Below are 24,121 nucleotides of genomic sequence, written 5' to 3' on the forward strand. Positions count from 1 at the left end.
GGCAGGTCCTCGCCGCAGCCGACGGCTCACTGACCTGGATCAGCCCGTGCGGGCACCGGGAGACCACCCACCCACACGACTACCGACCCCACCTCGGCGACACGGGCACGACACTGCGCAGCAGCACTTCGCGGACCGCGACCACCGGTGACGGGGAGGCGGAACGGTCCGGCGACAGTGGGCGGAGCGAGACCACAGGGGACGGTGGCGATGACGTGCCGCCGTTCTGAGCCAGCACCGCGGGAAGGTGCCCTGGGAAGGTGCCCTGGGAACGCATTGAGGGAGGCACCGGAGTGGCGCCGACATACCCACCTGCGTGGCTGCCGATCGCCTCGGGCGGCAGAGCCGACGGCTTCGAGGGTCCGCCGGAGAGCGACGCTTCCGCGGAGCGTGCCACGCGAGCGGGCCGGAGCGGCTCACGGCCGGCTCTCGTGGACGGTGCCGGATGCCGTCACGGGTCGACGACAGCACGTCCGGGGCCGCGGTTCCCGAACGCCGCGCCCGGCACGGCCGCACGAACGCGGGCTGTGGGAGAGCCGCCTGCGCGGCTGCATGAGCGCGGGCAGCGGTCGGCGTCGCCGGCGCGGCCGCACGACATGACCGGCCGCGGCCGGTGCGGCTGACGCGACCGCCGGCGCTGCCGGCGGGACCGCTGCGCCGGTGCCGGTCCTGTGGGACATATCCGCTCGTCCGGAGTGCGGTCCGTTGCTAGCGTCGACCCCATGGCACGAGGTATCTGGTCGCAGAAGGTCCGCAGCGCCCGCTGACGGCGGCGCCTCACCTCTCCTTCTGATCGCGTCCGCCGTTCCGGTTGCCCGCCGGGCGGCGATCTTGTGCTGCCCGGCTCCACTGCGAGCTGCGGAGCACTTCGTGAACCACCACCCCGAACACCCTGATCTCGCCGCCGCCTACCCGCCCGACGACGCCGCTGCCGACGCCGCTGACGGCACTGCTGACGGCACTGCTGACGGCACTGCTGGCGGCACCGCTGGCGGCACCGCGCACCTACGCGCCGACAGCGTCTCCGTGACCCGCGGGGCGCGGCGCATCCTGCACCGCCTCTCGGTCACCGTCTCCGCGCGGTCCCGGATCGCCGTCGTCGGTGAGAACGGGCGCGGCAAGACGACGCTGCTGCACGTCCTGGCCGGCATCGTCACACCGGACGAGGGACGCGTGCACCGCACCGGCACCCTCGGGCTCGCCCGGCAGGAGCTGTCCGCCCGTACCGGCGAGACGGTGGGCACGCTGACCGCGCAGGCGCTGCTGGCGCCGCAGCGCGCACTGCGCGCGCTGGACTCGGCAACACGCGGGCTGGTCGAGGGCGTCACCGGCGCCGACGACCGGTACGCGGCCGCGTTGGACACCGCCACCCGGCTCGACGCGTGGGACGCCGAGCGCCGGCTCGACATCGCGCTGGCCGCCCTCGCCGCCTGCACCGACCGCGACCGTGAGCTGGCGACGCTCTCGGTCGGGCAGCGCTACCGGGTCCGGCTGGCGTGCCTGCTCGGTGCCCGGCACGACGTTCTGCTGCTCGACGAGCCGACCAACCATCTCGACGCCGCAGGGCTCGACTTCCTCACCGCGACGCTGCGCGAGCATCCCGGCGGGCTCGCCGTCGTCAGCCACGACCGGGCCCTGCTGCGCGAGGTCGCCGACCGGTTCCTCGATCTCGATCCGACCCGCGACGGCCTGCCCCGGCTCTACGCCGGCGGCTACGACGCCTGGCAGGACGCCCGGCGTCGGGAACGGGACCGCTGGGCCCGGGACCACGACGACCAGCGGGCCGAGCACCGCAGGCTGGCCGACGCCGTCGCCCGTGCCCGGGACCGGCTCAGCACCGGCTGGCGTCCGGAGAAGGGGGCCGGGAAGCACCAGCGGCAGTCCCGGGCGCCGGGCGTCGTGCAGGCACTGAAACGGCAGCAGGAGACGCTCGATGCGCACCGGCTCGACGTGCCGGCGCCACCGCCCTCGTTGCGGTGGCCGGAGCCCGGCGTCCGTCGCGGGGCACCACAGCTGCGGGCGCACGGGGTGGCCGTCGACGGGCGGCTGGACGGGCCGGACCGGCTCGACCTCGACGGCGGCGACCGGCTGCTGGTGACCGGACCCAACGGCGCCGGGAAGTCGACGCTGCTCGCCGTCCTGGCCGGCGTCCTCGCCCCGGACCGCGGCCACGTGTGGACCGCGGCCGGCGCGCGGATCGCGCTCCTCGGTCAGGAGACCGCGGCCTGGGACCCGGGGCTGACCGCCCGGGAGGTGCACACCCGGCACGTCGGACGGCTGGTCGCCCGGGGCCTGCTCACCGACGCCGATACGGTGCCGCTCGGGTCGCTCGGGCTGCTGGACCGAGAAGCGACGGCGGTGCCGGTCGGCCGGATGTCGCAGGGGCAGCGCCGCCGCCTCGACCTGGCGCTGGCCCTCGCCGGACGGCCCGGGGTGATCCTCCTCGACGAGCCGACCAACCACCTGTCCGCGACGCTGGTCGACGAGCTGACCGGGGCGCTGCACGACACGGGTGCCACGGTCGTCGTCGCGACGCACGACCGGCAGCTCCTGCGTGATCTCGCGGACTGGCCGCGCCAGGAGCTCGGTGGCCCCGCCGGACCGGGTCGGTCCGGCCCCTGACCGGGCGGGCGGCGCCGGCCGGCCCTGCACCCGGGCGGGCTGATCACCGGGCACTGATCACCGGGCCCTGATCACTGGGTACGGCGCCGGGCGACCGACCTGCCGCGGAGCGTGCCCGCGGCCGCGTCGAACCGGTCCGGCAGCCCGTCGTCGGGTGCGGATGGCGCGACGGATGAGAGACGGATCACACAACGGATGCGAAAATGGTGTCGATCCCGGCGCGCCCCGTTCGTCAGGTGGGTGGCGGCGCCGGACCGGCCGGCGGAGCCGTACACCCGAGGGGAGCCACGATGGCCCGGTACGTGTTCCTGATGTTCGACTCCGAGGACTGGTACGACGGCGTCGACGAGCAGGGGATGGCCGACGAGATGCGGCTGCACCACGAGTTCATGGACGCGGTGCGGGCGGCCGGGGCGAGCGTGGTCGGCGGCGAGGCGCTGGAACGCTCATCGTCGGCCACTACGGTGCGGCGCGGGGACGGTGCGACGCCGATGGTGACCGACGGGCCGTTCGCCGACACCAAGGAGGCGCTCGGCGGCTTCTACGTGATCGAGGCGGCCGATCTCGACGTCGCGTTGCGGCTCGCCGCGATCTGCCCGGCCGGCACCGTCGAGGTGCGGCCGGTGCTCGACACCGGCGACGACGACGCGGCGACCCCCTGAGCGGGGCTGGGACCGGGGCTGCTGGGAGCGGGGCTGCCGGGGCCGGGCCGGGTGCGGCGCTGCGCCGTGCGTACCGGGAGGCGTGGCCGGTGGTGGTCGCCGCGACCGCCCGCACCACCCGCGATCTCGATCTCGCTGAGGACTGCACACAGGACGCGTTCGTCCGGGCCCTCTCGGCCTGGGCCGGTGGCGTCCCGGACAACCCCACCGGCTGGCTCACCACCACGGCCCGCCGGATCGCGCTCGACCGGCTGCGACGCGAGACGGCACTGCGCCGCCGGTTCCCGCTGCTCATCGAGCCCGGCGGTGCCGGACCCGGCGGTGCCGGCCCCGGCGGTGACGGAGCCGGCAGCGCCGGGCCCCGGGGTGCCGGACCGGGCAGTGCCGGTCCGGGCGGTGCCCGGCCCGGGCCGGACGCCGAGCCCGAGCCCGCCGATCCGCTGCGGCTGGTGTTCACCTGCTGCCACCCGGCGCCGGCCCGCGAGTCACAGGTGGCGCTGACCCTGCGCCTGCTGTGTGGCGTCGACACCGCCGCGATCGCCTCGGTGCTGCTCGCCGGTGAGGCCGGCGTCGCGGCGCGGATCACCCGGGCCAAACGCAAGATCGCCTCGGCCCGGATCCCGTTCCGGATACCGGACGACGACGAGCTGCCGGCCCGCCTGGACACCGTGCTGACCGTCGTCCACCTGCTCTACACGGCCGGGCACGTCGGCTCCGGCCCCACCCTGACCAGCACGGACCTGACCGGGCGGGCGTTCGCGCTGGCCCGGATGCTGGTCCGGCTGATGCCCGGCGAGCCGGAGCCGCGGGCGCTGCTCGGGCTGCTCCTGCTCACCGAGGCACGCGCCGCGGCCCGCACCGACGGCGGCGGTGAGCTGGTGTTGCTCGACGACCAGGACCGCTCCGGCTGGGACCGCCGGATGATCGCCGAGGGACTCACCCTGGCGACGGCGGCGCTGCGTCCGGACGCCGGGCACGGACGGTTCGCGCTGCAGGCGGCCGTCGCCGGGCTGCACGCCGTCGCGCCGTCACCGGAGCGGACCGATCGGGCGCTGATCGTCACGATGTACGACGCGCTGATGCGGGTGGCACCGTCGCCGGTGGTCGCGCTCAACCGGGCCGCCGCCCGCAGCCGGGTCCCGGGCGCCGATCTCGGCGCGGTGCTCGCCGACCTGGACGCGCTCACCGGCGATCCGGCGCTCGCCCGCTACCCGTACCTGCCCGCGGCCCGGGCCGACGTGCTGGGCCGCCTCGGCCGGGCCGCGGAGGCGGCAGCAGCCTACGACGCGGCCCTCGCGCTCACCACGAACCCGGTCGAGCGGCGCTTCCTCCTCCGGCGCCGGGAGACCGTCGCCGGGGACTAGCGGGCGGCGTCGAGCACCCGCCGCAGCCCGCTCTCGAACAGCGGCTCCCCGCCGCCCGGGCCGCGGACCACCGCGCCACCCAGCAGCCGGGCCAGCAGTGGGAGCTCGTCCGCCCGGCCGGACCGCTCCAGGTCCGCGACGGTCGGCAGCCGGTCACCGGCCAGCGCGGCCGCCCCGCGCACGTAGCCGTGCACCAGGTGCAGCACCTCCACCGCCGTCCCCAGCGGACGGCCGGCCCCGACGACGTGCGCGAGCAGCGTCTCCGCCCACCGGCACTCGGCCGGCCCGGCCTGCCGCGGCCCGGCCATCAGCCGCACCGCCCACGGATGTTCGGCGAGCACCTCGCGCAGCGCCGTCGCCCAGATCTCCAGCCCGAGCCGCACCGGGCAGCCGGTCAGGTCCGGCGGATCACCGAGCGCCGACTCCAGGATCAGGGCGACCAGCGCGTCCTTGCCGGGCACGTGCCGGTACAGCGACATCGGGGCGGACCCCAGCTCGCGGGCGAGCCGGGGCATGGAGACGGCGTCGAGCCCCTCGGCGTCGGCGATCTCCAGTGCGGTCGCGACGATCCGTGCCCGGTCGAGGGTGCGTCCGGGCGGCCGGGGCGGGGCCGCCCAGCGGGGGTCCTCGGAGGTCGTCGACGGCACCTGTTGATCATGACACGCAGTGCGTGGAACCGCCTACGCACGTGGCGTAAGGCATACGCAGCGCCGACCCGCCCGGTCCGCCGGCGCGACACCTAGAGTGCTCCGGGTGCAGGGGTGGGAGGTCGCGGTCATCGCACTGGCCGGGCTGTGGGCCGGACTGATCAACACCGTGGTCGGCTCCGGGACCCTGGTGACCTTCCCGGTGCTCGTCGCGCTCGGGTACCCGCCGGTGACGGCGACGACGTCGAACGCGATCGGCCTGATCTCCGGCACGATCACCGGCGCCGTCGGCTACCGCAGGGAGCTGGCCGGGCACGGGCGCAGGCTCGCCGGCTACGCGGTCGCGTCGTTCCTGGGTGCGATCGGCGGGGCCGCGCTGCTGCTGTCCCTGCCACCGGACGCCTTCGAGACGATCGTGCCGGTCCTGGTCGGCCTGTCGGTGCTGCTGGTCGCGGTGCAGCCGCTGCTCGCCCGGCGGCTGAAGGATCGTGCCGGCCGGTCCGGGGCGTCCGGGCCGCTGGTGTACCTGGCGGTCTTCGCGGTCGGCATCTACGGCGGCTACTTCACCGCCGCGCAGGGAATCATGCTGGTCGGGCTGCTGGGGCTGCTGCTGTCGGACCCGCTGCAGCGGCTCAACGCGTTCAAGAACACCCTCGCCGCGGTGGTGAACCTGGTCGCGGGCGTGATCTACGCGGTGGTGGCGCCGGTCGACTGGACGGTCGTCGGGATCATCGCGGCGAGCTCGATCGTCGGCGGCCTGCTGGGGGCGAAGGTGGGCAGGCGGCTGCCGCCCGCGGTGCTGCGCGGGGTGATCGTGGTGATCGGCGTCGCGGCGATCGTGTTCCTGCTGCTGGACTAGCGCGCCGGTCACTGTCGGTGGTCCGTGCTCTGCTGGGCGCATGGACGACGACCGGGCGGCCGGACTGGTGGCCGCGTTCGCGGCGCTGGCCGGCCGCGACATCGCCGAGGCGGAGGTGCGCGCGACCGTCGCGCACTCGCGCGCGCTGAGCCCGGCCGCGGCCAACGCGATCTGGGGCCGGTTCCGGCGGGCACCGGGGACCGTGTCGCTGCGCGACTACCTGGCGATGACGCTGCGGTTCGTCGAGCAGGACCCGCCGGCGCAGTGAGCGGGGCCCGGGGGAGTCAGCGCTTCCGGCCGCGCGCGAAGTAGGTGATCGGGCCGGCGAAGTTCACCAGCGACGCCAGCGCCCACGCCCAGCGCGGACCGTTCACCTCGGACGGCGAGCGCCGCGCCAGGTCCGCCCAGGCGGCTCCCAGCAGTCCCAGCTGGAGCACCGCCGCGATCACCACCGCGATCCGGCCGGAGGTCCCCAGCTCGTTCCACCGCACCGTGGTCCGCGCCGTGGTCCGCGCCGTCATGAGCCCGATCCTTGCAGACGGGAGGCACCCCGTCAGCCGCCCGGCGGGCTGGGCCTACCGTGTCAGCACGAGCGGGAGGGGACAGCCATGAGCCTGACGGGGGCGGCCGGGGCCGCGTTGCCGGCGATGATCGAGGACCTGCGCGGGTACGTCGAGATCGAGACCCCGAGCGACGACCGGCCCGCCCTGGAGAAGGGACTGTCCTGGCTGGACGGGCTGGTCGGGGACCGGCTGGGCCCGGCCGCGTCGTCGTCGCTGGTGCCCGGCGGCCGGTACGGCGACGTGCGGGTGCTGGAGTACGACGGCACCGGCGGATCGACCGCACCCCCGGTGCTGCTGCTCGCCCACTACGACACGGTGTGGCCGCTCGGCACGCTGGACACCATGCCGTTCGCGGTGGACGGCGACCGGATCACCGGGCCGGGCGTGTTCGACATGAAGGCCGGGCTGGTCCAGGCGCTGTGGGCGGTCCGGCTCGCCCGCGTCGAGGGGCTCGCGCTGCCGCCGCTGCGGCTGCTGCTCACCGGTGACGAGGAGATCGGCTCGCCGGTGTCCCGCCCGGTGATCGAGCGGGCCGCCGAGGACGCCCGGGCCGGTCTGGTGTTCGAGGCGGCCGGGCCGGGCGGGGAGGTGAAGACCGCGCGCAAGGGCGTCGGGATGTTCCGGCTCGACGTCGACGGCGTCGAGGCGCACGCCGGACTGGACCCGACGGCCGGGGCGAGCGCGGTCGACGAGCTGGCCCGCGCGGTGCTGGCGCTGCACGCCGCCCGCGATCTCGACGCCGGGACCAGCGTGAACGTCGGTGTGCTCGGCGGCGGCACCCGCTCCAACGTGACCGCCGGGCACGCCTGGTGCGAGATCGACGTCCGGGTGTCCGACGACGCCGAGGCCGCCCGGATCGACGGCGTCCTGGCCGGGCTGCGCGCCCACCACCCGGACGCGGCGCTGCGGGTCACCGGCGAGTGGAACCGTCCGGTGATGGAGCGGACACCCGCCACCGCGGAGCTCTACGGGATCGCCCGGACCGCCGCCGCCGGGATCGGCACCGACCTGGCCGAGATCGCCGTGGGCGGGGCGAGCGACGCGAACTTCCTCGCGGCCCGGGGGATCGCCGTGCTCGACGGGCTCGGGGCGCTCGGCGCCGGTGCGCACGCCCGGCACGAGCACGCGCTGGCCTCCGGGATGGTGCACCGGACCGCGCTGATCGCGGCGCTGCTGCACGCGCTGGCCTGAACGCCGCTGCACCGGCCGCTGCGCTGCTGCCGCGGACGACCGGCCGCGGACCGGGTGCCGGTGGGGTCGTCCACGCGGACCGTCAGTGCATGTACAGGCCGCCGTCGATGTTGAGCGTCTGGCCGGTCACGAAGCCGGCGTCCGCGCTGATCAGGTAGGCGGCCGCGGCCGCGACGTCGCGCGGGGTGCCGATCCGCGGGAGCACGCCGTCGGCCGCCATCGCGGCCTTGCGTTCCTCGCCGAGGGTGCCGCCCATGATGTCGGTGTCGATCGGGCCCGGCGAGATCGCGTTCGCGGTCACGCCGTGCGGGCCCAGCTCGCGGGCGACCGACCGGATCAGGCCGACGATCCCGGCCTTGGCCGCGGAGTAGGGCGTCTTCGAGTAGGTGCCGCCGCCGCGCTGCGCCGACACCGACGACACCCCGACGATCCGGCCGACGCCGTTCCCGACCAGCGACCGGGCCACCCGCTGGGTGACCCAGTGGGTGCCCTCCAGGTTGACCGAGACGACCCGGCGCCACTCCGCCTCGTCGACCTCCAGGTAGGGCACCGGCGAGGACACCCCGGCGAACGCGACCAGCGCGACCAGCTGCGGCAGCTCGTCCTCCAGGGCGTCGACGGCGGCCACCGCGGCGGCCCGGTCGGCCACGTCGGCACCGGTCCCGGCGGCGCGCACGCCGTGCGCGGCGGCCACCTCGGCGGCGGTCGCGACGGCCGCGTCGCCGTCGACGTCGATCAGCCCGACGTTCCAGCCGAGCCCGGCCAGGTGGAACGCGGTGGCGCGGCCGATCCCGCGCGGGGAACCGGCGCCGGTGAGGACGACGGTGCGCTCCGCGGGGAACGGCGCACTCACCGGCCGGCCTCCTGGACCGGGGGCGGGCCCAGCTCGTCGAGCAGCTGCTGCATCCGCACGTAGGCGCGGTTGCGGTAGGCGACCAGCTCCGGCACCCGGTCGGCCGGGACGTCGAGGAACCCGCCGCCGGACTTGGTGCCCAGCCGGCCGTTCTCGACGTGCTCGGCGAGCGCGGGCGGGGTGGCGAAGCGCTCCGGCCAGCGGCCCTGCAGCGACTCGAAGCAGAACTTGTAGACGTCCAGCCCGGCCATGTCGGCGATCGCGAACGGGCCGAAGAACGGCAGCCGGAAACCGAACGTGGTGCGGACGATGGTGTCGACGTCCTCGGCGTTCGCGACGCCCTCGGCTACCAGCTTCGACGCCTCCTCGAACAGCGCGTACTGCAGCCGGTTGAGCACGAAGCCGTCGGCGTCGGAGATCCGGGCCGGGTGCTTGCCGGTCGCCCGGACGATCTCCTCGACGCCGGGGATGACCGACTCGTCGGTGCCGGCGTGCGCGATCACCTCGACGCCCGGGATGAACGGCGCCGGATTGGAGAAGTGCACCCCGAGGAACCGCTCCGGGTGCTGCACCGCCTCGGCGATCCGGCCGATCAGGATGGTCGAGGTGTTGGAGCCGATCACGGTCTCCGGTGCGGCCGCCGCGGAGACCCGGCGCAGCACGTCGTGCTTGATCTCGATCCGTTCCGGCACCGCCTCCTCGACGAACGTCGCGCCCTCGACGGCCTCCTCGTAGGACGCGGCGACGGTCACCCGCTCGGCGATCGTGTCCGGTGCGTGCGCGGGGAACAGCCGGTCGGCGGCGAACTGCTTCGCCTCGGCGATCAGCCGTTCCCGGTTGGCGGTGGTGGTCGCCGGGTCGACGTCGGCGATCCGGACGTGCGCGCCGGCCAGCGCCAGTACCTGGGCGATCCCGCCGCCCATGTAGCCGCTGCCGATCACCGCGTGGGTTCCGGTGAGAGTCATGCTGGGTCTCCTCAGGGACGGGGGAGCAGGGTGCGCAGGTAGTCGCGGTTGGTGGCGCAGACGCCGAGCGAGTCGCCGCCGTACTGCTCCATCAGGAACGGGCCGCGGAAGCCGAGCTCGACGGCGTCCCGCACGACCTGGCGGTAGTTGATGAGCCCGAGCTCCATGGAGGTCGGCGTGGAGCTGAACCAGGAGCCGTCGCCCGCCTCGTCCCGGGTGTAGTTCTTGACGTGCCAGTAGTTGGCGTAGGGCAGCGTCCTGGCGTGCATCTCCCGCCAGTCCTCGATCGGCCGGTGCAGCCGCACGAGGTTGCCGATGTCGGGATTGAGGCCGACGTTGTCCAGGCCGATCTCCTGGATCAGCTGCACGGCGGAGTCGGCGGTGCCCAGGTAGGTGTCCTCGTACATCTCCAGGGCCATCGGCAGCCCGGCGTCCTGGGCGTGCTTGCCGAGCTCGCGCAGCCGGTCGACGGCGAACGCGCGGGTGTCGGCGTCGTCCGGGTCCTTCCAGCCGGGCGCGGTCCAGAACCACAGCGCCCGCTTCTGGGCCTCGGAGAACGGATGGTGCAGGCCGGTGGAGAACACGCTCATGCCCATCTCGGCGGCGGCGTCGATGGTGCGGTGCGCGTAGTCGAGGTTGCGGTCCTCCCGGCCGGGCTGCAGCACGCTCTGCCGCTGCACGTGCACCGAGATGATCGACACGCCGTGCTCCGCGGCGATCGAGAGCAGCTCGGCCCGGCGGACCGGTTCCAGGTCGGCCGGGCGGATGTGCGAGTCGGCCAGCTCCAGCTCGGTGAAGCCGAGCGAGGCCACCTCGGCGAACAGCGCGTCCCAGCGTTCGGCCGGGGCGTCGTGCAGGGCGATCCCGTCCCGGCCGACCGGGGCGAAGCCGTGCATGCACACGGCGATCGGCCAGGTGTCGGCGGTGAGATCGGGGCGAGCGGTCACGGCGGCTCCTCGGTCGCGGCGGTGCGAGTCTCTTTCAGAGATCCTATAGGATTCTTGGCCGCCGTCAATCGTGCGACAGCCCCGGGCGGCCGGCGCTCAGTCCCCGCGTTCGAGCCGCAGCGACCGCTCCCGGACGTTCTGCAGGTGCCGGGTCATCGCCGCGACCGGCGCGTCGGCCTCCCCGGAGGCGAACGCCTCGACCACCGCGGCGTGCTCGGCGACGGCCTCCTCGACGTCCGGCACGCCGCGCAGCGCGGTCTGCCGCATCCGGTGCAGCTGGGCGCCGAGGGTCTCGGACATGTCGAGCAGGTAGCGGTTCCCGCAGTGGTGCAGCAGCACGGCGTGGAAGCCGGTGTCGGCGGCGAAGTACTCGGCGGTCAGCGGCAGGTCGACCCGGCCGGCGTCGAGCGCCTCGGCCACCCGCTCGCCGATCCGGGCGTGCTGCTGCTGCGCGCGGCGCAGCTCGGCGAGCAGCTCGGGACCGGCCGGGGCGGCCATCCGGGTCGCCGTCGTCTCCAGCATCAGCCGGGCGTCGAAGAGCTCGGCGAGCTGGTCCGCGCCCAGCGGCGGCGCGACCCGGTAGCCCTTCAGCGCCTCCCGGGTGACCAGGCCGGTGCGTTCCAGCTGGACCATCGCCTCCCGCACCGGGGTGGGGGAGACGTCCAGATCGCGGGCGATGGTGTCGATCCCGAGCCGGGCGCCCGGCTCCAGACCGCCGCTGAGCAGCAGCTCCAGGATCCGCTCGTAGACGTGGTCGCGCAGGCCGCGGCGCTCGATCCCGCCGCGCAGACCCGGGGTGGCGCTCATCGGGCCCGCGCCGCGGCCGGGCCGAGGGCCAGCACCTCGTCCAGGATGGTGCCGACCGCCGCCGGGTCGTGCGCGAACCGGCCGAGGAACATCCCGTCGACGCCGTCGGCGATCTGCGGGAGCAGGCCGGGGCCCGCGCTTCCGCCGTAGATCACCCGGGCGTCCGGCTCGCCGGCCAGGTGCGCGCGCAGTGCTGCGCCGACCTCCCGAACGTGCGCCGGCGGTGCCGGTTCCGGGGCGCCGATCGCCCACACCGGCTCGTAGGCCACCACCAGCGGCCCGCCGGTCCCGGCCGCGCGGGCCGGGGCGAGCGCGTCGTCGACCTGGGCCCGCACGGCGTCCGCGGCCCGCCCCGGGGAGTCCCGCCCGGCCTCGCCGACGCACAGCACCGGGGTCAGCCCGTTGCGCAGCGCGGCGAGCGTCTTCGCGGCGACCACGGCACCGGTCTCGCCGAAGTGCGCGCGCCGCTCGGCGTGCCCGACCTCGGCCATCGTCGCGCCGACCTCGGCCAGCACCGGCCCGGTGACCTCGCCGGTCCACGGGCCGTCGTCGTGCTCGGCGATGTCCTGGGCGCCGATCGCGATCCCGGCCGGGGCGGCGATCCCGACGGCGGCCGGGATGGTCGGGTACTGCGGCATCGCGAACAGCCGGACCGCGCCGGAGACGACGGCGTCGTGCCCGCGGGCGGTCGCCGCGACCGCGCGCAGCCAGTCCAGGGTGCGCGCGTGCGAGAACCAAGTCTTGAAGCTGATGCCGATCAGCACGTGGGTTCCTCCCGCAACCGGTGCCCGACGGTCCGCACGACCAGTGCGAACGAGACCGCCCCCGGATCGGGGGTGCCGATGCTGCGGTCCCCGTGCGATCGTGCCCGGCCCCGCCGGGCGCGCAGCTCGCGGGTCCCCTCGGCGGCCGCGGTCGCGGCGTCCGCGGCGACCGCCCAGGCGGCGGCCAGTCCGTCCCCGGCGGCCACCCGCTCGTCCAGGGTGGCGACGAACGGGACGATCGCGTCGACCATCGTCTTGTCGCCGACCGCGGCCCCGCCGGACTTCTCGACGGCCTGCTCGGCGGCCCGGGCCGCGTCGGCGACGGCGCGCGCGTCCGGTGCGGCCCCGTCGCCCAGCGCGCCGCCGAACGCGTCCAGCGCGGCCGCCCAGATCGCGCCGGAGGTGCCGCCGGCCCGGTCGCCCCAGGCGTCGGCGGCCCGGCGCAGCACGGTCCCGGCACCCGCCCCGCGGTCCGCCGCGTCGGCGGCGGCGTCCCGGGCGGCCCGGCCGCCGCGCTGCATGCCGATGCCGTGGTCGCCGTCCCCGGCGATCCGGTCCAGCCTGCCGAGCTCGTCGGCGTGCGCGTCGAGCTCCGCGGCGACGTCGGCGAGTGCGGCCGCGATCCGGCTGCCGCAGGCCTGCGACTCCGGGGTCCCCTCGCTGATCACGGCGGTGGCCGCGGGGCCGGCGGCCGGTGCGGCGGCGGACCGGGTCCGCTGCCCGTCGACCCGGCCGCGGGTGAACGCCGGGGTGTCGCAGGGGGCGGTCCAGAGCCGCTCCAGCTCGTCGTCGGGCCACAGCAGGGTGAGCGAGGCGCCCGCCATGTCGAAGCTGGTGCAGAACTCGCCGACCTCGGGATCGACGACGTCCAGGCCGGCCTCGGCGAGCAGCCGGTGCACGGTGCCGTAGACGACGAACAGCTCCTCGTACTTCACCGAGCCGAGCCCGTTGAGGATCGGCACGACCCGGCTGCCCGCGCCGTCCGGGATCTCCGCGAGCAGAGTGGAGACCAGCAGCTCGGCGAGCGCGGCGGCGGTCGGGACGTCGGTCTCGTCGATGCCGGGCTCGCCGTGGATGCCGAGCCCGACCGCCATCCGGTTCTCCGGGACCCGGAACAGCGGCTCGCCGGCGCCGGGCAGCGTGCAGCCACCGAAGGCGACACCCAGCGAGCGGGTCCGGTCGTTGGCCAGCCGGGCGACCCGCTCGACGTCGTCGAGATCGTGGCCGGCGGCGCAGGCCGCCCCGGCGACCTTGAAGACGGTGAGGTCGCCCGCGATGCCGCGGCGGTCGGCGCGCCGGTCGGACCCGGCGCTCCACACGTCGTCGGTGACGACGACGGTCCGGCAGTCCACGCCCTCGGCGCGCAGCCGCTCCTGGGCGGCGTCGAAGTTGAGCACGTCGCCCGCGTAGTTGCCGTAGGACAGCAGCACCCCGCGGCCCTGGTCGGCCTCGGCGGCGATCGAGTGCACCTGCTGGGTGGACGGCGAGGCGAAGATGTTGCCCATCGCGGCGCCGTGCGCCAGTCCCGGCCCGACCAGCCCGGCGAACGCCGGATAGTGCCCGGAGCCGCCGCCGACCACCAGCGAGACGGTCGGTCCGGGATCGGCGGTGGAGCGCACGACGCCGCCCGGGTGGGCGCGCACCCACCGGGCCGACGCGGCGGCGAAGCCCGCCGTCATCTCGGCGCCGAAGTCGTCGGGGTCGTTGAACAGGCGCGTCATCGCGGTCCCATCGTCGAACGGATCGGAGACTGTGGCTCCGGATAATCCTATAGGATGTGGGAAGCCCGGTCAGGTGTCTCCTTCACCGGCGTCACACGGGCACCGCGATCGAATGCCAGGGTGAGCACGAGTCCGTCGAACGACCTCCCCGCGTCCGGCTCCCCGAGCACACCCGCGCGCGACGCCGAGCGGCTCGAGCGCGCGGTGCTCGAGGTCAAGCGGGTGATCGTCGGCCAGGACCGGCTCGTCGAGCGGATGCTGGTCGGCCTGCTCGCCAGGGGACACCTGCTGCTCGAGGGCGTCCCCGGCGTCGCCAAGACGCTCGCCGTGGAGACCTTCGCCCGCGTCGTCGGCGGCAGCTTCTCCCGCCTGCAGTTCACCCCGGACCTGGTGCCCGCCGACATCCTCGGCACCCGGATCTACCGGCAGGGGCGCGAGGAGTTCGATGTCGAGCTCGGCCCGGTCGTCGCCAACTTCGTGCTCGCCGACGAGATCAACCGGGCGCCCGCGAAGGTGCAGTCCGCGATGCTCGAGGTGATGGCCGAGCGGAAGCTCTCGCTGGCCGGGCGGGACCACCCGATGCCCGATCCGTTCCTGGTGCTGGCCACCCAGAACCCGATCGAGAACGAGGGCGTCTACCCGCTGCCCGAGGCGCAGCGCGACCGCTTCCTGTTCAAGCTGATGATCTCCTACCCGGGCGTCGAGGAGGAGCGGGAGATCATCTACCGGATGGGCTCCGAGCCGCCGACCGCCGGCCAGGTGCTCACCCCGGCCGAGCTGGTCCGCCTGCAGCGCACCGCCGCCGACGTGTTCGTGCACCACGCACTGGTCGACTACGTGGTGCGCCTGGTCGTCGCGACCCGGCTGCCGGACGAACACGGCCTGTCCGACGTCGCGTCCTGGATCGCCTACGGCGCCTCGCCGCGCGCCTCGCTCGGCATCGTCTCCGGCGCCCGGGCGCTGGCCCTGGTCCGCGGCCGCGACTACGTGCTCCCGCAGGACGTGCTGGAGGTCGCGCCGGACGTGCTGCGGCACCGGCTGGTGCTGTCCTACGACGCCGTCGCCGATCAGGTCCCGGTCGACCACATCGTCTCCCGGGTGCTGCAGACCGTGCCGTTGCCGCAGGTCAGCGCGCGCCCCGGCGGGGCGGGGCAGGGTCCGGCGTGACGGCAGGCCCGGACGGCGGGCAGGGCCGGCTGGAGGCGTCGCTGCGCACCCTGGAGCTGACCGTCCGCCGCCGGCTGGACGGGCTGCTGCAGGGCAACCACACCGGCCTGCTGCCGGGGCCCGGCGGGGAGCCGGGGGAGGCGCGGCCCTACCAGCCCGGCGACGACGTCCGCCGGATGGACTGGTCGGTGACCGCCCGCACCACCGCGCCGCACGTGCGGGACACCGTCGCCGATCGCGAGCTGGAGACCTGGGCGGCCGTCGACCTGTCCCGCAGCCTCGACTTCGGGACCGCCGACACCGACAAGCGGCACCTGGTGCTGGCCGCGCTGACCGCCGTCGCCCAGCTGACCGCCGGTGGCGGGAACCGGCTCGGCGCCGTCGTCAGCAACGGCGCGGAGGTCGTGCGGCTGCCCGCGCAGGGCGGCCTGGTGCACGCCCGCGGGCTGGTCCGGCGGGTTGCGACCACGCCGACCGCCCCGGACGGCGTGCGCGGCGATCTCGGCGCCGTGCTGGACCAGCTGCGCCGCCCGCCGCGCCGCCGCGGCCTGGTCGCGGTGCTCTCGGACTTCCTCGGCGAGCCGGTGTGGGAGCGGTCGCTACGCGCCCTGTCCGGCCGGCACGACCTGCTCGCGATCGAGGTCGTCGACCCGCGCGAGCTGGAGCTGCCCGACGTCGGCACCGTCGTGCTGGCCGATCCGGAGACCGGCCGGCAGCGCGAGGTCGCCACCACGCCGCTGCTGCGCCGGGAGTTCGCCGCCGCCGCCTCCGCGCACCGGGACCGGGTCGCCGACGTGTTGCGCCGCTGCGGCGCCGCGCACCTCACACTGCGCACCGACCGGGACTGGGTGGCCGACATCGTCCGCTTCGCCGTGGCCCGCAGGCACGCCTGGGCGGGCGCCGGGAGGGCGCCGGCATGAGGTTCGCGACCCCCTGGTGGCTGCTCGGGCTGCTGATCGTCGCGGCGCTGGCCGCCGGGTACGTGTGGCTGCTGCGCCGGCGCCGCCGCGACGTCGTCCGGTTCACCAACCTGGAGCTGCTGGAGACCGTCGCGCCGCGGCGCCCCGGGCGCTGGCGGCACGTCCCGGCGATCGCGATGATCACCGCGCTGGCCGTGCTGACCGTTGCGCTGGCCGGGCCGCAGGCGATGGCGAAGGTCCCGCGCAACCGGGCCACGGTGATGCTGGTGATCGACGTCTCGCTGTCGATGAAGGCGACCGACGTGGCCCCGACCCGGCTGGCCGCCGCGCAGTCGGCGGCCAAGCAGTTCGCCGACCAGCTGACCCCCGGCGTCAACCTGGGACTGGTCTCGTTCGCCGGGACCGCCGCGGTGCTGGTCTCGCCGACCACCGAGCGGCCCGCGGTGAAGAACGGTGTCGACAACCTGCAGCTCGCCGAGTCGACCGCGACCGGTGAGGCGATCTTCACCGCGATGCAGGCGATCGACACGTTCTCCCGCTCGCTGCAGGGCGGCCCGGACGCCGAGGGCGTGCCGCCGCCGGCCCGGATCGTGCTGCTCTCCGACGGCACCCAGACGGTGCCCGGGCCGGACGGCGAGAACGAGCCGCGCGGCTCCTTCACCGCCGCGTCGGAGGCCGCCGAGCGCGGCATCCCGGTCTCGACGATCTCGTTCGGCACCAGCTACGGCACGATCGAGCTGGACGGCGGCCGGACCCCGGTCGCCGTCGACGACGCCTCGATGGAGCGCATCGCGCAGCTCTCCGGCGGGCAGTTCTTCACCGCCGCCACCGAGTCCGAGTTGCGCGCGGTGTACTCCGACCTGTCCGAGGAGCTCGGCTACGAGGAGCGCGAGGTCGACGCCAGCCGGCCGTGGCTGATCGGCGGTTTCGCGCTGCTGATCGGCGGGCTGGCCGCCGGGATCCTGCTCGGCAGGCGGCTGCCGTGAGCTTCGTCCCCACGCGGGGTCCGCGGTACCGGTCGGTAGTGCGTTAGGTTCACCCCCCGTGGGACGCAGCGTGCTCGTGACCGGAGGAAACCGCGGCATCGGCCTGGCGATCGCGACGGCGTTCGCGGCCCAGGGCGACCAGGTGGCGGTGACCTACCGCTCCGGGAAGGACGGTCTGCCCGACGATCTGCTGCCGGTGCACTGCGACGTGACCGACGCCGACTCGGTGGACGCCGCCTTCACCGAGGCCGAGGCCGCGCACGGTCCGGTCGAGGTGCTGGTCTCCAACGCCGGGATCACCGACGACGGCCTGCTCATGCGGATGAGCGAGGAGTCGTTCACCACGGTCGTCGACGCCAACCTGACCGCGGCCTACCGGGTCGCCAAGCGCGCCTCGCGCGGGATGCTGAGGGCGAAGGGCGGCCGGATGGTCTTCGTGTCGTCGGTGGTCGGGCTGTCCGGCTCCGCGGGGCAGGTCAACTACGCCGCCTCGAAGTCCGGGCTGGTCGGGCTGGCCCGCTCGGTCGCCCGCGAGCTCGGCAGCCGCGGGATCACCGCGAACGTGGTCGCCCCCGGCTTCGTCGACACCGACATGACCCGGGCGCTCGGCGAGAAGCGCCGCGCCGAGATCCTCGGCACCATCCCGCTGGCCCGCTACGCCGACCCGGACGAGGTCGCGTCCGTGGTCACCTTCCTCGCCTCGCCCGGCGCCGGGTACGTCACCGGGGCGGTCGTCCCGGTCGACGGCGGCCTCGGCATGGGCCACTAGAAGTACACCCCCGAAAGGACGTCATGGGACTGCTCGACGGCAAGCGGCTGCTGATCACCGGGGTGATCACCGACGCCTCGCTGGCCTTCCACTCCGCCAAGATCGCCCAGGAGCAGGGTGCCGATGTGGTGCTCACCGGCTTCGGCCGGATGCGGCTGGTCGAGCGGATCGCCCAGCGGCTGCCGAAGCCGGCCCCGGTCGTCGAGCTGGACGTGTCGGACTCCGAGCAGCTCGCCACCCTGGTCGAGCGGATCAGCCCGCACCTGGGGGACGAGCCGCGCCTGGACGGCGTGCTGCACTCGATCGGCTTCGCCCCGCCCGGGGCACTCGGTGAGGGCGCCTTCCTGAAGGCCGAGTGGGCGGACGTGGCCACCACCATCCAGGTCAGCGCGTACTCGCTGAAGTCGCTGGCGGTGGCCTGCAAGCCGCTGCTCGGGCCGGGCAGCTCGATCGTCGGGATGGACTTCGACAACCGGCAGGCGTGGCCGGCCTACGACTGGATGGGCGTCGCGAAGTCGGCGCTCGAGTCGGTCACCCGCTACCTGGCCCGCGACCTGGGGCCGGACGGCATCCGGGTCAACCTGGTCGCGGCCGGCCCGGTGAAGACGATGGCGGCCAAGTCCATCCCGGGCTTCGGCGCGTTCGAGGACGTGTGGGACAAGCGGGCACCGCTGGGCTGGGACATGAACGACCCGGTGCCGGTGGCGAAGACGGTATGCGCGGTGCTGTCCGACTGGCTGCCCACGACCACCGGCTCGATGGTCATGGCGGACGGCGGCGTGCACGCGGTGGGTGTCTAATCGGGGGGTGCCCGAGCAGCCCCGCCACGAACAGCCCCGCCACGAACGGGGCTGTGCCGATCCCGACGCCGATCCCGACGCCGATCCCGACGCCGATCCCGACGCCATCCTGGTGCTCTCCTTCGGCGGTCCGGAGGCCCCCGACGAGGTCCGGCCGTTCCTGGAGAACGTGACCCGGGGCCGCGGGGTGCCCCCGGAACGCCTGGACGCGGTGGAGGAGCACTACCAGCACTTCGGCGGGGTGTCCCCGATCAACGCCCGCAACCGGGAGCTGGTCGCGGCGATCGCGGCCCGCACCCCGCTGCCGGTCTACTTCGGCAACCGCAACTGGCACCCGTTCGCCGAGGACACCGTGCGGGACATGGCCCGGGACGGCGTCCGGCGGGCGCTGGTGTTCGCCACCAGCGCCTACGGCGGCTACTCGGCGTGCCGGCAGTACCACGAGGACATCGCCCGTGCCCGGGACGCGGTCGGGCCGTCGGCGCCGGAGCTGGTGAAGCTGCGGCACTTCCACGACCATCCGGAGTTCGTGCGCGCCAACGCCGACGCCGTCCGGGCAGCGCTGGACCGGCTGCCCGCCGGGCAGCGCGCCGGGGCGCGGCTGGTGTTCACCGCGCACTCGGTCCCGAACGCCGCCGACGCCGCCGCCGGGACCCCGGCCGAGGGCGGGCACCGGTACTCCCGGCAGGTCGCCGAGGCGTCCGCGCTGGTCGCTGCGGAGCTCGGCATCGAGGACTTCGACGTCGTCTGGCAGTCCCGCTCCGGGCCGCCGCAGGTGCCGTGGCTGGAGCCGGACGTGGTCGACCACATCGACGACCTGCACGCCAAGGGCGTCCCGGCGGTCGTCGTCGCGCCGGTGGGGTTCGTGTCCGATCACGTCGAGGTCATCTGGGACCTGGACAACGAGGCCGCCGAGCGCGCAGGGGAACACGGTATGGGCTTTGCACGCGCCGCAACCGCGGGCCCGGACCCGAGGTTCGCCGACATGGTGGTCGAGCTGGTGGCCGAACACGTGCACGCAGCTGCTCCGCGCCGCCTCGGGACGGTCCCGGCTGCCGGGTGCACCCGCGACGGCGTGCCGTGCGCCGTGGACTGCTGCCTGCCGCCGCGGCGCCGCCCTGCCTGAGGAACCGGGATCAGGTGCGCCGGATCGCGGCGAGGTGCGCCGGGAGGTCCACCCGGGCGCCCGCCGGCTCTTCGCGAGCGGCTGCGAGATCCGGTGTGACGACACCCCGGTAGGTCACGGCGGTGACCCGCTCGACGGCCCATTCCGGCGCGGAGAACGCCGCGCCGATGTCGGCCGCGTCGATCACCGGCCCGAACTCGGCCCCGTCCCCGGTGCGGGCCAGCGCGAGCAGGTGGACCGTGCCGCCGTGGCGCAGCACCCCGGTGAGCGTTCGAGCGTACCGGGCCCGGTCCGCGGGATCGAACAGGTGGAACAGCGCGCTGTCGAGAACGGTGTCAACCGGGCCGAGCCCTGCCGGGTCCAGCGCGTCGGCGACGGCGAAGCGGGCAGGCACCCCGGCCGCCTCGGCGCGTGCCCCGGCCCGCTCGACGGCGGCGGCGGACGCGTCGACGCCACGCACGTCCAGGCCGAGCCGGGTCAGCAGGATCGTGTGCTCCCCGGTGCCGCATCCCAGGTCCAGCACGGACCCGGTGAACGCCCCGGCGCGCGCGAGCGCGACGACGGCGGGCTGGGGCTCGTCGATCACCCACGGCGGGTCGCCGTCGCGGTAGGCCTGCTCGAAGCGGGAGACGGGCGGTGTGATGTCCATGGTGCTCCTTCCGGACCGGTGTCACCGCCCAGGCTGGGTGCTGAAGTCGGGTCGAGGTCAACGCGCCGTCGATGACGAGGTAGTAACCGTTTGCGTGAAATGTTGCGCTCGGTCCCCGCATCGGGTGAGGTACCGGGTCATGTCGCACGTGTCCCATGCGAGCGGTGCCTTCGGCCCGCCGCCCACCGAGGTCCTCGCCGCACCGTCGCAACCCGGGGTGCTCGGGGCTGTCGAGAGCGCGATCAACTCGGTGTTCGAACCGCTCGCGTCCGGGCTCTCCGCCGTCGTCTTCTACGAGGTGTCCCTGTTCGGGGTCAGCTTCCCGTGGATCGTGGCCTGGCTGATCCTGGCCGGGGTCATCTTCACGATCTACTTCGGCTTCGTCCAGTTCCGGGCCTTCGCACTGGCCCTGCGGATCGTGCGCGGCAAGTACACGCGCAAGGACGAGCCGGGCGAGATCACCCACTTCCAGGCCCTCACCTCGGCCGTCTCCGGGACGGTGGGACTGGGCAACATCGCCGGCGTGGGTGTCGCAGTGACCATCGGTGGGCCGGGTGCCACCTTCTGGATGATCGTGGCCGGCCTGCTCGGCATGTGCACCAAGTTCGTGGAGTGCACCCTCGGTGTGAAGTACCGAGAGATCCACGACGACGGCACGGTCTCCGGCGGGCCGATGCACTACCTGCGCAAGGGCGTCGCCGAACGGATCCCGAACGCGTTCGGCCGCTACCTCGGCCGGGTCCTCGCGGTCGGCGCCGCGGTCATGCTGCTGTTCTTCGGCGTCGCCGGCGGCAACATGTTCCAGTCGAACCAGACGTTCGCCCAGCTCCGCGACGTCACCGGCGGTGACGAGGGCATGCTCGGCAGCGCCGGGGCCGCGCTCGTCTTCGGCCTCATCCTCGCGGCGGTCGTGGGCGCGGTGATCTTCGGCGGCGTCAAGTCCGTGGGCCGGGTCACCAGCCGGCTCGTCCCGGCGATGGGCATCATCTACGTCCTCGCCTGCCTGATCGTAATCGCTGTGAACATCGCGGAGGTCCCCTCCGCCATCGGCATGATCATCTCCGGTGCGTTCGTCGCCGAGGGCGTGATCGGCGGGGCGATCGGCGCGCTGATCGTGGGCTTCCAGCGGGCCGCGTTCTCCAATGAGGCGGGGCTGGGCTCCGCCCCGATCGCGCACTCCGCGGTGCGGACGAAGAACCCGGTCACCGAGGGCTACGTCGCCCTGCTGGAGCCGTTCGTCGACACGGTCATCATCTGCACCATGACAGCGCTGACGATCGTCATCGCGGGCACCCCGTTCTGGGAACAGGCACGGGAGACCGCGTTCAGCTCCGACGGTGCCGAGCGGCCGGACGGCGTCGTCGTCACCTCGAACGCCTTCGAGACGGTGCTGCCGTGGTTCCCGTACGTGCTGACCCTAGCGGTCGCGCTGTTCGCGCTCTCGACGATGATCACCTGGGGCTACTATGGGCAGAAGGCCTGGACATACCTGTTCGGGAAGACGCTGCTGTCCGAGCGGATCTACCAGCTGATCTTCTGCATGTTCGTGGTCGTCGGCGCGGTGCTCAGCCTCGGCAGCGTGCTGGACTTCGCCGACGCCGTGCTCTTCCTGCTCTCGGTGTTCAACATCATCGGCCTCTACATCCTCGCGCCGGTGGTGAAGCGGGAGGTCAAGGCCTTCCGGGAGAAGCTGCGCAGCGGCGAGGTCACTGAGGTCGAGCCGTCCGAACGGTCCATGCTCTGACCCGCTGACGGAGCGGCGCCCGCCGGGGGGCGGGCGCCGCTACCCTCAGTCCCCGGCCGTCCCCGTCCCCCGAGACTGCCCGGTGACCAGCCCGGACACCAGGTCGGCCGCGCTCGCCGACCGCGTGCGGAGCGAGCGGTCGTAATGCCGGGTGGTGGCGATGCTGGCGTGCCCGACGTCGGCCTGGACGTGCTGGATCGCCGCCCCCGCCTCCAGGGCGAGCGTCACGTAGGCGTGGCGGAGCGCGTGCGGGTGCACCCGGTCGGCGATCTCGGCGAGGTCGGGGCCGCCGTGCCGCGCGATCCGGCGCAGGAGCGTGTACAGGTCGTGACGCGAGCACCGCCCGCCGGCGCGGGTCGCCAGCATTGGTGAACGGGCCGCGCCGGCGCCACGGACGGGGAGCAGCTCCCCGTCACGCAGCGCCAGGAACCCGGTGAGCGCCGCCACGCAGGCGTCGCCGGGGAACACCTCACGGACGCCGCCCCCCTTCCCGCTGACCCGCAGCACCCGCTCGCCGCCGCTGACGACCAGGTCGTCGCGGTCCAGCCCGGTGACCTCCGAGATGCGCAGGCCGAGGCTCAGCAGCGCGACGAAGGCGACCGCGCGGGCCGCGTAGAACTCACGGTGCCGGGTGCGGTTCGGCAGCTCCGCCGCGGCCACCCACAGCGCACGCACCTGGACGGCGGTGAGCCGGATCGTCGGCGAGGGCTCCCGTGAGCTGCCGGCCAGCCCGAGCCGTCCCCGGTGCAGCGCTGCCGGGTTGCCGTCGACGACGCCGTCCTCGGCGAGGAACGCGTAGAGCGACGAGACGGTCGACAGCATCCTTGCCCTGGTGCGCTTCCCGGCGCCCGCCGCGTCGAGCGCGTGCAACCAGGTGGTGACGTGTGCCGCCGTCGCCGCCCGCGGGTCCAGCGCGTGACCGGCGCACCACCGGAAGAACGCCAGGTGGTGCAGTCGCCCGCGGCGGGCCGGCGGGGGAGCGGTCGGGCCGGGACGGGCCGGCGTACGCGGTCCCGCACCGGTGACGGCGTCGGCCCAACCGGGCGGCAGGCCGAGCGCGTAGGCGTAGGTGCGCCGGGTCTGGGCGGTGCCGTACCCGGCCAGCCAGCGGGCGACGAGCGCGCGCAGCGCGGCCGGGTCGTCGACGCCCGGCCAGTCGGCGTCGGGCCCCGCGTGCGGCCCCGGCAGCGGCGGGTCGGTGGGCCGGCCGAGCGCGGCGAGCACGAGTGCGGCGGGATCGCTCATCACCGCCGATCGTGCCCGATGTCCGTGCCCGGGTCGGGACCGACTCACCCGTCCATCGCGTAGGTGCGGACCCGGTCGACCTCGAGCGGCGCCGGCCGGTACGGCCGGCGCCGTGGAACCCGTCGAGCTGGATCTTCAGCGCGCCGGACGGCATGTCCTGGATGTTCTGTCTGCCCGGACCGGAACCGCCGGAGAAGCGGAACCACTCCTTGCCGTCGATGAAGCCCCTGATGTGCTCCGGCGTCCACTCGACGGCGACGTTGTGCCACTCCGACAGGGGGCTCCGCTGTTCTTCTCGCGGTACTCTGGTGCATGTCGACTCCTGAGGTCGGCAGTCGCAGGAACCTCGGCGGGTGTGTCCGCACCCGTCGAGGCTGCCCAACGGGCGAGCGGCGACTGCCGGGGGAACGTACACCGAACGGGTGTCAGGTCACCTGGGACGCGACAGTGTCGCACCGTGATTCTCGTCGAACCCGCAGAAGTCGCGGACGTGCGACCGCTCCGGCGGCGGGTTCAGCGACACGAGACCGTGCCCGGTGAGCTCACCCCCGAGCGGTTTCCCTGCCGGACAGGACCAGCAGCACGGACAGCGCGGTCCCGGTGATCTCGGCGCCGGACCCGACCGACAGGTCCGCGGCGGTGGCGGTGAACCCGGATCGCGACGGTCGGTTCCCGGCCGCCCCCGGCACGACGAGGGCGCTTCCCACCGGTGCTGCGCGAGACCGCCGAGGTCGGCGACGGGGCCCGGTC

24 protein-coding genes and 1 pseudogene are annotated in these 24,121 nt (G+C 74.6%); 14 read left to right on the forward strand and 11 right to left on the reverse strand.

From position 1 onward, the window contains the following. The 4 genes and pseudogenes from ACVJO7_RS31080 to ACVJO7_RS31095 form a co-directional block, all read left to right on the forward strand. Nucleotides 1–230: pseudogene (locus tag ACVJO7_RS31080) on the forward strand (hypothetical protein); the annotation flags it as partial. A 796-nt stretch (nt 231–1,026) separates the two neighbouring features. Further along, nucleotides 1,027–2,622, forward strand: a complete 1,596-nt coding sequence (locus tag ACVJO7_RS31085; RefSeq protein WP_491675947.1) for an ATP-binding cassette domain-containing protein — start codon at nt 1,027–1,029, stop codon at nt 2,620–2,622. 290 nt (nt 2,623–2,912) lie between these two features. After that, a complete protein-coding gene (locus ACVJO7_RS31090; RefSeq protein ID WP_491675921.1) occupies nt 2,913–3,284 on the forward strand; it encodes a YciI family protein in 372 nt (123 codons plus the stop codon). A gap of 89 nt (nt 3,285–3,373) precedes the next feature. Continuing rightward, nucleotides 3,374–4,648 (forward strand): RNA polymerase sigma factor, encoded by a 1,275-nt coding sequence (locus ACVJO7_RS31095; RefSeq protein ID WP_491675922.1) that lies wholly within the window; start codon nt 3,374–3,376, stop codon nt 4,646–4,648. Here ACVJO7_RS31095 and ACVJO7_RS31100 read toward each other — a convergent pair. Continuing rightward, nucleotides 4,645–5,295, reverse strand: coding sequence for a TetR/AcrR family transcriptional regulator (locus ACVJO7_RS31100; RefSeq protein WP_491675923.1), 651 nt, complete (start codon nt 5,293–5,295; stop codon nt 4,645–4,647). The genes ACVJO7_RS31095 and ACVJO7_RS31100 overlap by 4 nt on opposite strands. 106 nt (nt 5,296–5,401) lie before the next feature. Here ACVJO7_RS31100 and ACVJO7_RS31105 point away from each other — a divergent pair, with 106 nt between their 5' ends. Both ACVJO7_RS31105 and ACVJO7_RS31110 read left to right on the forward strand, forming a co-directional pair. Further along, complete coding sequence (locus tag ACVJO7_RS31105) at nt 5,402–6,154, forward strand: sulfite exporter TauE/SafE family protein (RefSeq protein WP_344017389.1); 753 nt, start codon at nt 5,402–5,404, stop codon at nt 6,152–6,154. A 40-nt stretch (nt 6,155–6,194) separates the two neighbouring features. Further along, on the forward strand, nt 6,195–6,422 hold the full coding sequence (locus ACVJO7_RS31110) for a hypothetical protein (RefSeq protein WP_344017390.1): 228 nt from the start codon (nt 6,195–6,197) through the stop codon (nt 6,420–6,422). Between the two features lie 16 nt (nt 6,423–6,438). Here ACVJO7_RS31110 and ACVJO7_RS31115 read toward each other — a convergent pair whose 3' ends face one another. Continuing rightward, a complete protein-coding gene (locus tag ACVJO7_RS31115) occupies nt 6,439–6,675 on the reverse strand; it encodes a PLDc N-terminal domain-containing protein (protein WP_491675924.1) in 237 nt (78 codons plus the stop codon). An 87-nt stretch (nt 6,676–6,762) separates the two neighbouring features. Between ACVJO7_RS31115 and ACVJO7_RS31120 the strand changes: the two genes are divergently transcribed. Continuing rightward, complete coding sequence (locus ACVJO7_RS31120; protein WP_491675925.1) at nt 6,763–7,908, forward strand: M20 family metallopeptidase; 1,146 nt, start codon at nt 6,763–6,765, stop codon at nt 7,906–7,908. Between the two features lie 82 nt (nt 7,909–7,990). Here ACVJO7_RS31120 and ACVJO7_RS31125 read toward each other — a convergent pair whose 3' ends face one another. The 6 genes from ACVJO7_RS31125 to ACVJO7_RS31150 all read right to left on the reverse strand — a co-directional run bounded on the left by ACVJO7_RS31125 (nt 7,991) and on the right by ACVJO7_RS31150 (nt 13,965). After that, on the reverse strand, nt 7,991–8,761 hold the full coding sequence (locus ACVJO7_RS31125) for an SDR family NAD(P)-dependent oxidoreductase (RefSeq protein ID WP_491675926.1): 771 nt from the start codon (nt 8,759–8,761) through the stop codon (nt 7,991–7,993). Beyond that, nucleotides 8,758–9,726 (reverse strand): 3-hydroxyacyl-CoA dehydrogenase family protein, encoded by a 969-nt coding sequence (locus ACVJO7_RS31130; protein WP_491675927.1) that lies wholly within the window; start codon nt 9,724–9,726, stop codon nt 8,758–8,760. Before ACVJO7_RS31130 ends, ACVJO7_RS31125 begins: the two co-directional genes overlap by 4 nt. An 11-nt stretch (nt 9,727–9,737) precedes the next feature. Beyond that, nucleotides 9,738–10,673 (reverse strand): sugar phosphate isomerase/epimerase family protein, encoded by a 936-nt coding sequence (locus tag ACVJO7_RS31135; RefSeq protein WP_491675928.1) that lies wholly within the window; start codon nt 10,671–10,673, stop codon nt 9,738–9,740. 96 nt (nt 10,674–10,769) lie between these two features. After that, the gene (locus tag ACVJO7_RS31140; RefSeq protein ID WP_491675929.1) at nt 10,770–11,480 is read right to left on the reverse strand and encodes a GntR family transcriptional regulator; all 711 of its coding nucleotides are present in this window, start codon (nt 11,478–11,480) and stop codon (nt 10,770–10,772) included. Then, a complete protein-coding gene (locus ACVJO7_RS31145; protein ID WP_491675930.1) occupies nt 11,477–12,244 on the reverse strand; it encodes a triose-phosphate isomerase family protein in 768 nt (255 codons plus the stop codon). Before ACVJO7_RS31145 ends, ACVJO7_RS31140 begins: the two co-directional genes overlap by 4 nt. After that, nucleotides 12,238–13,965 (reverse strand): dihydroxyacetone kinase family protein, encoded by a 1,728-nt coding sequence (locus ACVJO7_RS31150; RefSeq protein ID WP_491675931.1) that lies wholly within the window; start codon nt 13,963–13,965, stop codon nt 12,238–12,240. Before ACVJO7_RS31150 ends, ACVJO7_RS31145 begins: the two co-directional genes overlap by 7 nt. Nucleotides 13,966–14,085: 120 nt before the next feature. On the opposite strand from ACVJO7_RS31150, the gene ACVJO7_RS31155 reads away from it, so the two are divergent. From ACVJO7_RS31155 to ACVJO7_RS31180, 6 genes are all read left to right on the forward strand, one after another. Next, nucleotides 14,086–15,132 (forward strand): AAA family ATPase, encoded by a 1,047-nt coding sequence (locus ACVJO7_RS31155; RefSeq protein ID WP_344017400.1) that lies wholly within the window; start codon nt 14,086–14,088, stop codon nt 15,130–15,132. Further along, the gene (locus ACVJO7_RS31160) at nt 15,129–16,052 is read left to right on the forward strand and encodes a DUF58 domain-containing protein (RefSeq protein WP_491675932.1); all 924 of its coding nucleotides are present in this window, start codon (nt 15,129–15,131) and stop codon (nt 16,050–16,052) included. Before ACVJO7_RS31155 ends, ACVJO7_RS31160 begins: the two co-directional genes overlap by 4 nt. Beyond that, nucleotides 16,049–17,038 carry a VWA domain-containing protein gene (locus ACVJO7_RS31165; RefSeq protein WP_491675933.1) on the forward strand — a complete coding sequence of 330 codons (990 nt, stop codon included), beginning with the start codon at nt 16,049–16,051 and terminating at the stop codon, nt 17,036–17,038. The genes ACVJO7_RS31160 and ACVJO7_RS31165 overlap by 4 nt, the downstream gene beginning before the upstream one ends. 58 nt (nt 17,039–17,096) lie before the next feature. Further along, nucleotides 17,097–17,807 carry a 3-oxoacyl-ACP reductase FabG gene (gene fabG / locus ACVJO7_RS31170; protein ID WP_344017403.1) on the forward strand — a complete coding sequence of 237 codons (711 nt, stop codon included), beginning with the start codon at nt 17,097–17,099 and terminating at the stop codon, nt 17,805–17,807. A 23-nt stretch (nt 17,808–17,830) separates the two neighbouring features. After that, complete coding sequence (fabI, locus tag ACVJO7_RS31175) at nt 17,831–18,607, forward strand: enoyl-ACP reductase FabI (RefSeq protein ID WP_491675934.1); 777 nt, start codon at nt 17,831–17,833, stop codon at nt 18,605–18,607. A 106-nt stretch (nt 18,608–18,713) separates the two neighbouring features. Continuing rightward, nucleotides 18,714–19,733, forward strand: a complete 1,020-nt coding sequence (locus tag ACVJO7_RS31180; RefSeq protein WP_491675948.1) for a ferrochelatase — start codon at nt 18,714–18,716, stop codon at nt 19,731–19,733. A gap of 10 nt (nt 19,734–19,743) precedes the next feature. On the opposite strand, the gene ACVJO7_RS31185 is transcribed toward ACVJO7_RS31180, so the two are convergent. Beyond that, nucleotides 19,744–20,382, reverse strand: coding sequence for a class I SAM-dependent methyltransferase (locus tag ACVJO7_RS31185; RefSeq protein ID WP_491675935.1), 639 nt, complete (start codon nt 20,380–20,382; stop codon nt 19,744–19,746). Between the two features lie 139 nt (nt 20,383–20,521). On the opposite strand from ACVJO7_RS31185, the gene ACVJO7_RS31190 reads away from it, so the two are divergent. After that, entirely contained in the window at nt 20,522–22,126 is a 1,605-nt protein-coding gene (locus ACVJO7_RS31190; protein ID WP_491675936.1) for an alanine/glycine:cation symporter family protein, read from the forward strand. A 45-nt stretch (nt 22,127–22,171) separates the two neighbouring features. Here the strand turns inward: ACVJO7_RS31190 and ACVJO7_RS31195 are convergent, their stop codons facing one another. After that, nucleotides 22,172–23,371 carry a tyrosine-type recombinase/integrase gene (locus ACVJO7_RS31195; RefSeq protein WP_491675937.1) on the reverse strand — a complete coding sequence of 400 codons (1,200 nt, stop codon included), beginning with the start codon at nt 23,369–23,371 and terminating at the stop codon, nt 22,172–22,174. A 542-nt stretch (nt 23,372–23,913) separates the two neighbouring features. Further along, complete coding sequence (locus ACVJO7_RS31200; RefSeq protein WP_491675938.1) at nt 23,914–24,078, reverse strand: hypothetical protein; 165 nt, start codon at nt 24,076–24,078, stop codon at nt 23,914–23,916. Nucleotides 24,079–24,121 lie beyond the last annotated feature (43 nt).

The organism is Pseudonocardia sp. DxW, from assembly GCF_058448985.1.